At 52.3% G+C, this 14,673-nt stretch carries 12 protein-coding genes; 1 reads left to right on the forward strand and 11 read right to left on the reverse strand.

What is annotated here, in order from left to right:
- The first annotated feature begins 52 nt into the window (after positions 1-52).
- The gene (locus ABXT40_RS08775) at positions 53-319 is read left to right on the forward strand and encodes a hypothetical protein (protein ID WP_443645241.1); all 267 of its coding nucleotides are present in this window, start codon (positions 53-55) and stop codon (positions 317-319) included.
- Here ABXT40_RS08775 and ABXT40_RS08780 read toward each other — a convergent pair.
- The 11 genes from ABXT40_RS08780 to ABXT40_RS08830 all read right to left on the reverse strand — a co-directional run bounded on the left by ABXT40_RS08780 (position 287) and on the right by ABXT40_RS08830 (position 14,603).
- On the reverse strand, positions 287-1,396 hold the full coding sequence (locus tag ABXT40_RS08780) for a glycine cleavage T C-terminal barrel domain-containing protein (protein ID WP_443645242.1): 1,110 nt from the start codon (positions 1,394-1,396) through the stop codon (positions 287-289). The two genes, ABXT40_RS08775 and ABXT40_RS08780, sit on opposite strands and share 33 nt — an antisense overlap.
- Positions 1,397-1,516: 120 nt before the next feature.
- Complete coding sequence (ltaE, locus tag ABXT40_RS08785; RefSeq protein WP_443645243.1) at positions 1,517-2,566, reverse strand: low-specificity L-threonine aldolase; 1,050 nt, start codon at positions 2,564-2,566, stop codon at positions 1,517-1,519.
- Complete coding sequence (locus ABXT40_RS08790) at positions 2,563-3,798, reverse strand: NAD(P)/FAD-dependent oxidoreductase (protein WP_443645244.1); 1,236 nt, start codon at positions 3,796-3,798, stop codon at positions 2,563-2,565. The genes ltaE and ABXT40_RS08790 overlap by 4 nt, the downstream gene beginning before the upstream one ends.
- A gap of 26 nt (positions 3,799-3,824) precedes the next feature.
- Positions 3,825-4,568, reverse strand: coding sequence for an HAD family hydrolase (locus ABXT40_RS08795; RefSeq protein ID WP_443645245.1), 744 nt, complete (start codon positions 4,566-4,568; stop codon positions 3,825-3,827).
- A 140-nt stretch (positions 4,569-4,708) separates the two neighbouring features.
- Complete coding sequence (locus ABXT40_RS08800; RefSeq protein WP_443645246.1) at positions 4,709-5,683, reverse strand: UPF0280 family protein; 975 nt, start codon at positions 5,681-5,683, stop codon at positions 4,709-4,711.
- Positions 5,684-5,686: 3 nt separating this feature from the next.
- The gene (locus tag ABXT40_RS08805; RefSeq protein WP_443645247.1) at positions 5,687-7,186 is read right to left on the reverse strand and encodes a 6-hydroxynicotinate reductase; all 1,500 of its coding nucleotides are present in this window, start codon (positions 7,184-7,186) and stop codon (positions 5,687-5,689) included.
- Positions 7,183-10,005: a molybdopterin-dependent oxidoreductase gene (locus ABXT40_RS08810; protein ID WP_443645248.1), complete on the reverse strand. Its 2,823-nt coding sequence runs from the start codon at positions 10,003-10,005 to the stop codon at positions 7,183-7,185. Before ABXT40_RS08810 ends, ABXT40_RS08805 begins: the two co-directional genes overlap by 4 nt.
- The gene (locus ABXT40_RS08815) at positions 9,939-10,820 is read right to left on the reverse strand and encodes an FAD binding domain-containing protein (protein ID WP_443645249.1); all 882 of its coding nucleotides are present in this window, start codon (positions 10,818-10,820) and stop codon (positions 9,939-9,941) included. Before ABXT40_RS08815 ends, ABXT40_RS08810 begins: the two co-directional genes overlap by 67 nt.
- 58 nt (positions 10,821-10,878) lie before the next feature.
- A complete protein-coding gene (locus tag ABXT40_RS08820) occupies positions 10,879-12,600 on the reverse strand; it encodes an aldehyde ferredoxin oxidoreductase C-terminal domain-containing protein (RefSeq protein ID WP_443645250.1) in 1,722 nt (573 codons plus the stop codon).
- Positions 12,601-12,863: 263 nt separating this feature from the next.
- Complete coding sequence (locus ABXT40_RS08825) at positions 12,864-14,033, reverse strand: amidohydrolase family protein (RefSeq protein WP_443645251.1); 1,170 nt, start codon at positions 14,031-14,033, stop codon at positions 12,864-12,866.
- Between the two features lie 120 nt (positions 14,034-14,153).
- Positions 14,154-14,603 (reverse strand): MarR family winged helix-turn-helix transcriptional regulator, encoded by a 450-nt coding sequence (locus ABXT40_RS08830; RefSeq protein ID WP_443645252.1) that lies wholly within the window; start codon positions 14,601-14,603, stop codon positions 14,154-14,156.
- Positions 14,604-14,673: the final 70 nt, after the last annotated feature.

Below are 14,673 nucleotides of genomic sequence, written 5' to 3' on the forward strand. Positions count from 1 at the left end.
TAGGGGCTTGTTGTTTGATAAATTCGTGACAACTTTATCGGAGAATCAATTAATGGCAACAATTCGCCGCCGAGGCAAAAAGTTTCAAGCGATGGTTAGAAAAGGTCAGCACTCACAATCTAAAACATTTTCATCGAAAGACAGCGACAATGGCCAAACAGACAATCGCGCTGGTAATCTTGTTTACGCGAAATGGCCAGTCAAGAGCGACCTGCCGCTGCATGACCATTTTCATGCCCCCTCACGCAATCAATCACGTCATCACGCGCGCAATCTTCAGGCAATCCTAGAGAAAAGGAAGCGGCACAATTCGGGCTGACCGCGGGCCATCAGCCATATGGATTGTGACCGATTGTCCCTTGTCGATCGGGGTAGTTGACACCATTCCAACGCCGATATTTTCGCCAACGCGTGGTGAGTAAACACAAGCGCTGACATAGCCAGCATTTTCCCCATCAAAGCTGATTAAAAGCCGATCTTCATTTGTTGTCACAAGGGCGGGGCCATCAATGATGAACCCCATAAACCGGCGGCTGATACCCACCTTTTTCATGGCGATCAGCGCATCCTTGCCAATAAAATCATGTGGCTGGTCGAGCGCGATGAATTTATCCATGCCAAGTTCAAATGGGTTGGTTCTGGGATCAGTATCAGCACCATAGGAAATCAAGCCGCTCTCAATCCGTTCGATGTAATTTGGCGTTCCCGGCCCAATATCATACGGCTTGCCAGCTTCGGCAACACGCGCCCACAAATCATCGCCGCGGTTGAAATCACGAAGATACAGCTCATAGCCGCCTTGCTTTGACCAGCCAGAGCGCGCCACAACCAGCGGAATGCCATCAAGTTCAGTGACGCGAAATCCAAAATATTTCAGTTCACGAACCCAGTCACCAAAAATGTCAGACACAACATCAACTGCCTTTGGCCCCTGAATGGCAAGCGGCGAGACATCCGGCTCATAAACGTCGACATCCAGCTTCAACGTGCCGGCAACCGCGCTTGCCCATAATTGAATATCGCTATCGGCAATCGACAGCCAGATTTCATCCTCGGCCACTTGCAGCAATACCGGATCATTGATAATTGCGCCGCTGTGATTGCAGATTGGTACATATTTTCCCTGCCCAATGACCAAACCATCAAGATTGCGCGGGGTCAACAACCGCGCCAATGCCAGCGCGTCCGGCCCTTTCAGCGCAACCTGCCGCTCAACCGCAACATCCCACATGGCAACACCATTGATCAGCCGATCATATTCAGCCGCCGGATCGCCATAGCTTGTTGGCATATACATATGATTATAGACACTCGCCGCGGCCAGACCGGCCTCACAGCTCGACTGAAAAAACGGGCTTTTGCGAACCCGCGCACCAATGGATAATTGTACCGCCATGACAGCCCCTCAAAAACAGATGATCCAATCCCGCTAAACCGGCGCGATAGTGCCATAAGTTAGGCCGAAACAATTATTCCCTTTACGCCATCTTATCGGCTGTTTTTGTTCAAATGCGCCCTATTGAAAAAAATCGGCGAGTTCAGCAGCAAATTGATCAGCTGCTTTCACATCAATATCAAGATGGGTAACAAGCCGGATCACGCGATCACCACCGCCAAGCAAAATGCCGCGCGATGCGAGATGCGCCCGAAGCGGGTCTGCCGCCCCTTCGGGAACCGTTATAAACAACATATTAGTTTCAACCAGATCAGCATCAACTGCGATTGGTCCAATTTTATTCAATTGATCGGCAAGTCGCCGCGCCATAGCGTGATCATCGGCAAGCCGGTCAATATGGTAATCAAGCGCATAAATGCCTGCTGCCGCCAGAATGCCAACCTGACGCATGCCACCGCCAACCAATTTGCGCATCCGGCGCGCCCGCGCAATAAAATCATGCGCACCAACAAGAACCGATCCTGCCGGTGTGCCAAGTCCCTTTGACAGGCATAAGGACACGCTATCAACCGAATCAACAATCTGTTTGGCGGGCACGCCAAGCTTGACCGCGGCATTCATCAGCCTTGCACCATCAAGATGCACGCCAAGCCCGCTATCTTTGCCAGCCTTGGCAAGGCCGGCAATAACCCCAACATCGTGAACATGACCAGATATGGTGTTTTCAAGACATAGCAAACGGCTAATCGGACAATGCGGATCATCCGGCTTAACGGCCTTGGTGATTTGCGATGGTGTCATTAAACCGCGATGGTCGGTTCCAATCGTCTCCATCATCACGCCGCCAAGAACCGAAACCCCACCGGCCTCATAACGATGAACATGATAGCAATCACCGACCAGCAATTCATCACCGCGCTGGCAATGCGATAAAAGCGCAACAAGATTAGACTGGGTACCACTCGCAACAAACAGGCCAGCCTGTTTGCCAAGCAGCGTGGCAACCTTGTCTTGAAGTTCATTAACCGTGGGGTCATCCCCATAAACATCATCACCCACTTCGGCTGTTGCCATGGCTTGGCGCATTGCCGCTGTTGGTTTTGTTACAGTGTCGCTTCGAAGATCGATAAATGCCGGTTTGTTATGCAAGGCCACGTCCTGATAATTCATTTTTCATTCCCCGCTGCAACAAAACCTTTGAGATCGAAATCGCCATTGCCAATATCGTCAGGATCAGGCGACAGTCCAAGATCAAGACATTTTTTGCCAAGCATATAGCCCGCCGGATCACGAACGGCCTCAACCGCGGCCAATTTCCCATTGACGCCATAGCTCCAGACAGAAAAACCACCTTCCCGTTTTCCGGATCGCAGCTGATGGCGAAGATCGGGCGATGCCAGCGGCACAATACCTGCCGATTGCAGACGAACATCAAATTGTTCCGACCAGAACCACGGCGCTGCTATTGCCGGTTGGGCAAGGCCGCAAATGGCAGCCGCAGCGCGCGCAGCGGTCATTTGGGCATTATCAACCGATTCGATTCGTAAAGCCGCACCATCAATGAGCGCCACATCACCAATCGCAAAAATATCCTGAACCGAGCTTTGCATCATTGCATCAACTAGAATGCCATTACCCGCCTCAATCCCGGCTGAAGCTGCCAGATCCAGATCAGGCAGAACGCCAATCCCCACAAGCAGTAATTCAGCCGCAATCTGGCGACCATCATCAAGCTGCACGCCAGCAAAGGCACCGCCCTTTTGCAAAATGTCCTGACAATTTGCGCCAATGTGCAGCCCAACATCATGGCTTTGATGCAATTCGGCAAAAAACGCCGAAATCTGCGGGCTTGCCACCCGCGCCAACAGCCGGTCAGCCATTTCGATCACATCAACGCAAAGCCCAAGCTTGGTCAAACTTGCCGCAACCTCCAGCCCGATATAACCGCCGCCAATCACCACCGCATGCTGGCGACCCGAAACCGCCTTGCGCAAAGCATGTGCATCATCAGGATGGCGAAGCACAAACACCCCATCAAGACCCGCCGCCACCGCAAGCTGTCGCGGCACCGCCCCAGTGGCAAGCACCAGCTTGTCATAGCTATGCTGACTGCCATCATCAAGATTTAGCTGTTTTTGCAGCGGATCAATCGACACCGCCTCCCGCCCATCAAGCAATTCAATATCATGCGCGGTAAACCAGTCGGGTCGCCGTAAAAGAAATTTGGCATCATCTTGACCATCAGCCTGCAAAAAAGCCTTTGACAATGGCGGGCGTTCAAGCGGCGCACCGACCAGCCGGTCAATGATGCAAATTCGGCCAGCATAACCATTTGCCCGCAATTGTTCAGCGCAGGAAACCCCTGCATGACTGGCACCGACGATAATGATTTGATCTGCCATGAAGGTCCTATCCGCAAATTCCAGAGTTACCGCAAAGACCGCCGCGCCATTAAGGCAGGTAATTGATCAATCCTGCCAATAACATTCTCGTGATGAATATCTTGATGTGGGCGGTTGTCAACGCTGTCGGCAATACAGATGAAATCACCCGCCTTTGCCGCAATGGCCGCACCATAATCAGCCATCGTATCCCCAACCATAATGCTTGCCGCTGGTGTCACACCGGCAATCTGGCAACAGTGCAAAAACCCATACGGCCCGGGTTTTGACCCAAAGCCACTATCCGCACCAACCACCGTACAAAATAAATCCAGAACGCCAATATCCTGCATGTTTCTTTTGGCGCTGCTTTCACTGTCATTAGTCAGAATTGCAAGCTGATAGCCATCCTTGTGAAGCTGGCGAAGCGGCGCTTCAACCTCGCCTTTTGGCACGGTCTGATTGCGCCCATGCCGATCAACCAATATTTGCACATCCTGCTTATAGCGATTATCCTGATCAAGCTTGATCATATGGCTTGGCAGCATTTTCTGCCAACAGCTGCGAATATCGGCAAAGGAACCGGCGGCAAAAATACCGCGTGAGTCAATTTGGCCAGCAGCTTCATCAACGCCAATGGCCGCCAGCAATTCAACCCCGCCAATATCGCCATCCCAATCATCGGGAATACGGCTTGCAGTATAATGCGCCACAGCCCGCGCCACCGGCAGCCATGTCGCCTCCAGATCAAGGATCACTCCATCCTTATCAAACACGATTAAATCAGTCATCAATATCCACAGCCCATAAACGGAACTTAATAAATGCGGCCCATAAAATGGGCGGGAAATCTCTTGCCGGCCAGAGTGACCGATTTTGAAGCCATGACCAAGCCGCTTTTGCAAAATACCGCCAGCCCTCCACGCGCCAGTTATTCATTGGCAATGATAAAGCTTCGCCCGCCAAGCCGCGCATAGGCGGTCATGATCTGCCCGTCATCACACATTTGGCGAGCAAGAGCTGCACCGGCGGCAAGCGCATGATCAATTTCATCTGCGCTTAAAGGGCCAACATCAACCGTGACAAGCCGGTCTTTTAAATCACTATCTGGCACAAGGCTGGCCGCAGGCTGGCATATAATTGCCGGTGACGATATGGTAATCGCATTGGCAATCAAACTGGCGGCAACATCGGCAGCCGCCGCATTTTGCGCCAGCACCGTAACCGAATCTGCAATCCCAAGTGACAGGCTTCGCCCCCGCCAACCGCTTGTCGCAATGCCGCCAATGCGATCATGGTCATGCAGCCTGATCCGGCCATGGAGGGGCATATGCCCGCCACCACCTCCCGAAGCGGCCATCGCAAAATCGCTAAGATGCGTGTCGCGGTCATCGGCAATGCCGATATCAAAAAAGGCATCCTTGCCGAGATAGAGTGCAATATCACCGCCATTATTGACCGAAGCCCGGTCAAGCTGATTGCCCATTGCCAGCAAAATTTCATCAGCAACGCTTCCCGCAACGGCAATCATTGGGGTGATGAAATCAGCCTTGTCATAGCGCGGCAAATGCGGGCTGATCGCCGCCGCCATGCGTTTGGCAACGGGTCCTTTCAGGCGGTTGATGCTGTTAGAGTCGGCGGGCAATCGCAGCATCGTCAATTCATCGACCAACCGATCAAGCAGGCCGCAAAACGCATCGGCGGCGCAGGCGTAGGCGGCGGCGACTTCGGCTTTGTCGCCTTCAGCGGTGATGATTAAATCAATTGGCCCATGTTGAAGATGTAATCGGTGATCAAGCCAATTTGCCATTGCCCCACTTGGCATTCGAACCGGTTGCCCCATCACCGCAGGCAGATTCGCCGATAAAGCAGGCGGGCGAGCGGTTGTGGCGGCTGACAACAGCATGGCCTATCGCCTTATTGGCCACGGATTTTGCGGCTGCTGGGCAAATCGCCTTTTGCCAGCAAGATCGTGATCATTTTGTGGCCCGACCTTGCCAGCCAGGACATCATCAATCGACATGATATGATCAACATGGCCGCCAAGAGCGATATAATCATCTTTACGCATGGTAAATTCAATTGGCGCAACCAAAGCTGGGGTTGGCACATAGCCAAACGCATTTTCGGGAAGGCTTGTTACATCAACCATCAGCGTGATGCCGCCGCCAGGCCAGATAAAGACCGGCGCCCCGCCGCAGGTTACCCGCGTTAAAGCGTCTTTGACCGAACGTGTTAGCATCACCGGATTTTCGGTTACACCGGCACGAAGCGACCCGCCAGCCCCACCCATGAAACTGACCGAGGTCAATGCCGGTTCGCAATTTTCCTCAATCCGTTTGATTGACGGTTGCAACCGCACTGGCATAGCGGTTTCGACAGGTTGTAAATCTTGATCAAGTTCGTAATAGGCAAATTGCTCGCCCGTCGTCGAGACCATCAATAAAGACTGTCCGGGCATGGCGATCTTCGGATCGAATAGCCCAAGAATGGCAAGCGGATCGGTTAAATTCGTGCCGCCCCATCCGGTGCCTGGTTCAGCCACCTGAAAATAACGGCCAGGTGTTGACCGGCGACCCAGAATTTTAATGCCACTCGCAGGCCAGCCAATAACTTTTCCTGCCTGATGTTCAGACATCACGCCGGTAATATGGTCATCGACAATGACCACCTCATCGACCAGATTATGCCATTGTGCGGCAAACATGCCAATTGTTGCCGACCCGCACCCAACCCGCATGCGCGCCTCGGCAACGCCATTGATCACTGGCGCTTTACCCGCCTGCAACACAAGGCTTGATCCATCATCAACCTGCATATCAACCGCATCACCATTGCAAAGCGCCAATAGGGTGGCACAGGTGACACGGCCTTCTTTTTTACCGCCACCGGTTAAATGATGCACGCCGCCCAATGACAGCATCTGTGATCCATATTCACCCGTTGTGACATGGCCAACCGGTTCACCATCAACCCGCACAAGCGCGCATTCAGGGCCAATATGCCGGTCAGTGTCGATTTTGACCTTGGCACCGCAATAGCTGAAAATTCCCTCAGACACGACCGTCACCATATCAACATCATCAACAATGCTGCTGACAATAAAAGGCGCTGGCTTGTAATCGGGATAGGTTGTGCCCGCCCCAACCGCAGTCACAAACGCATCTTGCGGGGTGATCAGATCACCATTCCACGCGTCACTGCCATCGAGAAATGGCACTAATTCACCACCATCATCAACGCGGCGCTGCATCACCATTAATGGGTCAAGCCGGATAAGCTGGCCGCCCTCATTCGCATAGCGATCACAAGCCCCCGATTTGCCATCGGCGATATAACACATCACCGGACAGGCATCGCAGCGGATTTTTTCTTCAACGCGTTTGTCACGACTGGTTTTTGCTGTCATGACGGCCTGCCTTGGGCAGCCTGCACTGCCGCAACCGCCGCGCAAACTTTATCAGGTGTTGCTGGTAAATCATAAATCGCGGCACCCGTTGCATGGCGAATGGCGTTCAAAATTGCTGGTGCCGTTGGGATCAAAACATGCTCGCCAAGCCCCTTTGCCCCATAGGGGCCTTCTTCATCGGCAACTTCAACAATCACATGATCAAATTTCGGCACATCACCAATCGTCGGGATCAAATAATCATGCAGATTTTCAGTGCGGCCAGGTTGATAATCTTCCATTAAAGCCATGCCAATGCCCTGCGCAACACCGCCTTCGATCTGACCTTCGACAAGCAAGGGGTTAATTGCCCGCCCGACATCATGCGCTGTTGTGATCTTATCAAGCCGCACACGGCCAAGCGCCGCATCAACCGACAATTCAACGATCTGTGCGCCATAGCCAAATACCGCATAGGGAATGCCTTGCCCCTTTTCATCAAGCGGGCTGGTTGGTGGATCATAGGTTTCTTCGGCCATAAACACATAGCCATAGTCATTGACCGACATATCTGCCAAGGCAATGCGCAATGTACCGCCACCAGCATCAGCCAGCGTCAAGACCGCACCATCAAGCGCGATTGTGGCATTGGCATCAACATTCCCATGCCGAAGCACCATATCGCGCAAAGCCATGCCCGACAGCATTGCCGCCTTGCCCGAAACAAAGGTTTGACGTGAAGCAGATGTTTTCCCGCAATCAGGGGTAAGATCGGTATCACCGCCAAGAATTTGTACATCGTGAACCGGAACGCCCAACGCATCCGCGGCGATCTGGGTAATCACCGTATTTGCACCTTGGCCAATATCCATTGCGCCCTGATGCAGAACAATTTTGCCATCGGCAGTGATGCCCATGCGCATTGTTGACGGGTTTGGCAATGACGTATTGCCGCAGCCATACCAACAGCTGGCAATGCCAACACCCTTTCGCCACGGGCTGTCATCACGAATTGCGATCTGGTTAAAACTGGTGGCAGATGCGTTAGCGGCATGCCAGTTATCTTCAAGCGCGGCAAAACAATCATCAATGCCAACACCGCTGTTAAAGACCTGACCGGTTACGGTTGGCACGCCATTTTTCAAGGCGTTCAAACGCCGGAAAGCCAATCGGTCCATACCCAGTTTTTCCGCAAGCAAATCAAAGGCGCATTCCTGTGCCACCGCTGATTGCGGCACACCAAACCCACGAAACGCGCCTGCTGGCGGTGAATTGGTATGAACTGCAACGCTATTGGCGCGGTAATCTTTTGTTGCATAGGGGCCGCTAGCATGGATCGGCACACGGTTAGCAACGGTTGGCCCCCAGCTGGCATAAGCGCCGGTGTTAAAAATACCATCAAACACAAAACCGCTAATCCGACCAGTTTCGTCACAACCAACAGCAAGCCTGATATCGGAAGGGTGACGCTTGGTCGATGCTCGCATTGATTCGCCACGGCTATAGCAAATACGCGCTGGACGCCCTAACACCCATGCCGCAAGCGCAACATAGGGCTGAAAAGACACATCCAGCTTTGAACCAAAGCCGCCGCCACAAGCCGATGGCACAACCCGAATGGCCTTAAGCTCCATGCCCATAATTTCGGCAAGGCTTTCACGATCCATTTGCGCCGCCTGCGTACAGCCATGAATGACAATCCGGTTGCCCTCACGGGTGGCATAGCCTGCCTCAGGCTCGATGTAGGCATGTTCAATAAAGGGTGTTGTTGTATGAATCTCGACCTTATGCGCCGCCGCCGCAAGCGCCTGATCGGCGTCACCGGTTTCGACATAGCCACGAACAAGAATATTGCCATCACGATTTGCATGCATCTTGCGTGCGCCATCCGCCATCGCTGATGCAGGCGATAGCATCGTTTCATGCGGGGCCCATGTGATCGGGAAATCGGCCTCGTCAAAATGCCTTATCACATCAGCGTCACCAACAATCGCTGCCACTGCATCACCGCGATATAGGGCTGTTGTTTCGGCAAAAACCGGCTGATCGGCAAAGGGCGGAATCACCCCAAAACAATTGCGGCCGGGAATATCGCTGGCATCAAGAACTGCCGAAATACCAGGATGGCTTGCCAGAAACCCTGCCTTATCGCCAATTTCAAAACTGCTGTAATGATGCGGGCTGCGGATTACCCGCACCAACAGCGCATCTTGCGGCACCGCGTCATCACCATAGATCAGGCTGCCATCGACTTTGGGCTGGCCATCGAGATGCCGGATGGGGCTACCAACATTCTGCCCTGCCTGTGGTCGCGGCGATATTTTGGCATCGCCACCAACCGCCAGAACCGCATCAATGATCTTGCTATAGCCGGTACAACGGCACAAAACCCCACCAAGCGCATCTTCGACATCATGCCGGTTTGGTGCGGGGTTTTCAGCCAATAACGCCGATGCTGCCACCATCATGCCCGGGGTGCAAATACCGCACTGCGCGGCCCCATGCGCTAGAAAACTATCTTGTAATTTGGCAATTGTGCCATCAGCATGCAGCCCTTCGATGCTGGTCACTGCGGCACCTTCAACCTGCGCAATTGTTGTTAGGCAACTGCAAATCGGAGCGCCATCAAGAAGCACGCTACAAGCACCGCAATCACCGGCGTTACAGCCAATCTTGGTACCCGGCAAATCCATTTCAGTACGCAAAACATCACTCAGGCGGGTGCTGGCGGGAAGCTGGCTGGTGACTGGCTTGCGATTCAAGGTAAAACAGGTCATGCCGCCACCCCTTTGGCAAAATTCGATTGCTGTTCGCAAAGCAGGCGGCGCGTAATCTCGCATGAAGCCTGCAGCCGATAGGCGGCCGTTGCCCGCACATCATCAATTGGTGAAAGACCGGTAAAAAGATCTGGCGTAACCCGTGCGCTGGCGGTTGCCAATGCCGTATTGCGCAATGCGTCCTCAAGCTGATCCATGCGTTTGGCAACTTCACTACAGGCGCCAATCGACACGGCCACATCACGAATGATGCCAGTTTCATCAACCACTAGCCGTAATGCTGCCATGCTGATCGAAATCACCAGATAGGATCGTGCGCCAAGCTTTAAAAAACCTGATTGTCCAGCCGTTGACGCTGCCGGAATCCGCAATGCGCTTACCATCTCGCCATCACCAAGCGCGGTTTTGCGATTGCCAAGAATAAACGCCGATAACGGCAAATAGCGCAATCCATACGCACCGGCAATTTCAACCTCGGCATCAAGCGTCAATAAAGGCGGCACGCCATCTGCGGCAGGCGAGGCGTTGCATAGATTGCCAATAATGGTGGCGCGGTTTTGAATTTGCACCGACCCGACTTCACGCGCGGCAGCCTTTAACCCGTCAAAGGCAGGCGGCACATCAGCATCAATCAGCGTTCGCCAGCTGGCAGCCGCGCCAATCCGCCAATAATCACCATCAAATGCGACTGTGCCAAGCGCGGCAATTCCCGAAATATCCAAGATCGCACCAGTCAATGGCCGATCCTGCAATCGGGGAAACACATCCGTGCCGCCGGCAAGAATGGTTCTTGGCCCTTTGGCAAGCGTGGCAATGGCTGCCTCTAGACTATCAACCCTCACGTAATCGGCGGCACCTGCGCTTACTTCACCTTGCATTAAACTCTCCGCGCCACAGCCTTGCTTTGCATTCTAGACCTCACCCAAAATCTTATCGTTAACGGCTTTGCGCTTCCATAAGATTTTGCATTGCGGCATTCACTTCACGGCTATAAAGGCGTGCCATCTTACCCGTTGGCGGCAATGGCTCATCACAGAAGAATGACGGCAATTCATCATCTTCCTGATCAAAACCTGCGGCCTTGTTAAAGGCGGCTTCTAACCGCAATGTTTCAAAACCGATACCGGTGATAAATTCAGGCGTCACATCGGCGTCAAAGGAATCATTGATCGCATCGGCAATCAATTTGAGATTATCATCTGTGACCGACCGACCAAACACGCATAACCCAAAGGAATCGGCAACCGCGCTGTTAATTTGCATACGCAGGCTTTCGGCAACCAATTCATCAATGGTTTTGTCATCACATTTAAAAGATGGCGCATTGCCAACCGTATGATCAGCACCTTGTGCTGTCAGCATCATGGAAATGCCAGTCACTTCGATAATCCGCGGATCATAGGCACTGATGGCCTGCTGTTTGATCACCGGCACCCGCGCAACGTCAAACGCCTTGCCAACCCGCGCCGTTCCCGACGCATAAAGACGGCCACGTTCATTGCCAAGGCGGATATCTTCAAGACAAGATTGCATAAAGCCAACATCACCAAATGCGCCAATGCCAGCCTCCATCAAAACACCAATGGTGGCACCAAGCTCGATACTATCAACGCCAAGATCATTTGCCGTTTCATTCAATCTTGCCACATCATCGGGATCATCAAGTCCGCAATTTGTGCCAAGCAAACCGATGGTTTCATATTCCAGCGGTGAAACCAATTCGCGCCCCGTATCATCAACATAGACATTGCTGCATTTGATCAAACAGCCAGGCATGCAGGCATGTGATGTATCACCGCCGCGCCCGCCATTTAATTCGCGGATAAAATCGCCGCCCATGCGCAACGGCCCATCATCGGCACTGGTCAATTGGCCGGATGAAAAATTACGAACCGGCAAAGCACCAAGATGGTTGGTAAGATCAGCCACCATTGCAGTTCCAGTTGTTTTTAGGCTTTGCACCGCAACCGATTCGTCAAGCTTTTTGCCATAATCCTTGATCGCACCCATCAATTTCTTGCGATCATTTACCGGCGGCATCCGATCCTTGTCGATAACCATTGCCTTGACCTTTTTGGCACCCATGACCGCGCCAACACCGCCGCGTGCCGCCAAACGTGACGGCCGGTTATCGGTGTCTGAAAAGGCCACGCCAGCCATCAGGCCAAGATATTCACCAACCGGTCCACAGATCGCCAGCGAGGTTTTCTGACCATAGGTTTCATGCAGCTTTTTGGCACAATCGAAATTGCCAAGCCCAAGATAAGGCGCCGCATCATCAAAGCTAATCTCGCCATCTTTGGTAATGCGAATAATCACCCAATCATCACTCGCACCTTGAAGGGTAATGCCCGAAATTAGCAATTGACCCATTGCAAAACCAAATGTACCGCCGCTATTTGCCTCTTTAATGCCGCCAGTCAGCGGGCTTTTACAGCCAACACTTAGCCGGTTTGCATTCGAAAAATTCGTTCCCGCAAAAGGCCCAGCCGAAAAAATCAACGGATTTTCCGGCGACATCGGGTCGATTGTGGCAATGTTCTGGTCAAGCAGCATCCGCGCAATCAGATAACGTCCAGATTCGGCAATTTCGCGACCGGACAAATCACGGCTGGCGGTTGTTTTGCTGCCAAGGTCGATAGTGATATATTTGCGCATAATAAATCCTGTTTGGCAGTGATTGAGCCTCAAATGATAGGCCTTAATTGAAATCAGATTACCTGTGTTAATTCATTTGTATACTAACAATAATGCATCTTGTAAACAACCAGCAGCGCCGATGCTTTGCGAACTAATGTCGCATGGGTAATCACGTCAAAGCAAAATGATGGGTGTTTCGCCAGTTTTGGGTTGAGAGATGGCCATGTGGCAATTGCCTATTCAATAATGGCCGATCCAACAATGGCCTATTCAAAAATGGCTTATTCAACAATTTCGGGCAGATGCGCCGCTGGCGGTGTATTACGGCTGCGATTGGTGCGCACAATCCCGTCAATAATTGTCATGCCAACCCCGGGCAAATTGCCTTGATGAATGCTTTCCAGCATATTGCGTCCGGGCGCGTGCTGGGCAGTATCCATCAGCACAAAATCGGCACTGCGGCCAATTTCAATGATGCCGCAATCAAGATCACGCATACGCGCTGTATTGCCGGTGGCAAAACAAAAGGCAATTTCCGGCGGGATATCACCAAGGCTGGACAGCATGGCAATCATCCGCAAAATACCAAGCGGCTGCACTCCTGATCCGGCGGGTGAGTCAGTGCCAAGGATCACGCGTTCGGCCTGTTTGATCTCAAAGGCGGTTCGCATCGCCAGCAAACCTGCGCGTTCATTGCCATTGTGCACAATCTCAATGCCGCGATTACAGCTTTCACAAAGGCAGGTAATCTGGTCATCGGGAAGCGCGGTATGGCCGCCATTGATATGACCAATAATATCGGCATCGGCTTCGAGAACCACATCCTTGTCAATTAGCCCTGATCCCGGAATTGACGGGCCGCCAGTATGGATTGTTGATTGAATGCCATATTTGCGCGCCCATTTGACCATCTGCGCGGCGGTTTCGCCAGCCTTGACCGAGCCAAGACCAACCTCGCCAAGCAGCTTGACGCCAGCATCGGCAAGCTCTTTGAAATCAGATTCGACCATGCCATCCTCAATGACCGGCGCACCTGCCAGCATTTTCACGCCTGATGGCCGGAAATTTTCATACCAACGCTGCGAGGCGATCGCCATCGCCTTCAATCCAACAATATCTTTTGGCCGTCCGGGGGCATGAACCTCACCTGCCGAAATCATCGTTGTCACCCCGCCATGAAGACAGGAATCAATCCAGTTTAGCTGTTGCTGGCGCGGCGTATAATCGCCAATAACCGGATGAACATGGCTGTCGATCAAACCGGGGGTCAATGTCACCCCATGCGCATGAACCTTTACCTTCGCATTATCTAGATCCATATCCTTGGCATAGCCGATATCAGTAATCCGGCCATCAACCGAAACAACGCAATCACCATCAAGGATGGGCGCTTCCAGCTTGCCCGACAGAATCTGGCCGATATTGGTAATCACAAGTTTTTCTGACGCCATGATATTATCCCTCTTATCTTTTTTGCGATCATTTGCCAGCGCCGGCAGCATGAAATCATTCTCTATTAGTCAGCAATCACGGGGCACCGGTCAAGATAGATATTACAATCGCCCTTCGGCCTATAATTTATCAAGCAAGGTAAGCAGCCGCGCCACCTCACGCTTGGTCAAATTTTCGGTTGTTTCCTTGGTGATGACTCGCGCCTGATCAATCGCCGCTTGAACTTTTGTTTGGCCTTCAAGGGTAAGCGAGATTTGCAATCGACGCAGATCAGCACCATCTTGACGCGATTGCAATAGACCCCGATCAATCAGGCGCGAAATCACGCCCTTTGTCGTCGCCGCATCCATGGCAACAAGACGGCCAAGCTGGTTTTGCGACACTTCCCCAACTTCACGAAGCCGCACCAGAATAGAAAATTGCGTCGGGGTCATATCAGGAAGATGCCGCGAGAAAATCTCAAGATGACGCTGGCTAGCAAGCCGCAGCTTATAGCCGACCTGATCTTCAAGCTGATAGTCATTGGCCGTTTTCTGAACGGTAGAATGGCTGGGATCAAAAACATTCATAGCAAAGGCAAATCCGAATTACGTCAAAATGAAATGCAAATTCAAGCAATATCTTTAGGTGTAACATTGC

The sequence above is a fragment of the Candidatus Ponderosibacter sp. Uisw_141_02 genome (assembly GCF_048087665.1).
Lineage (GTDB): Bacteria > Pseudomonadota > Alphaproteobacteria > Puniceispirillales > Puniceispirillaceae > UBA3439.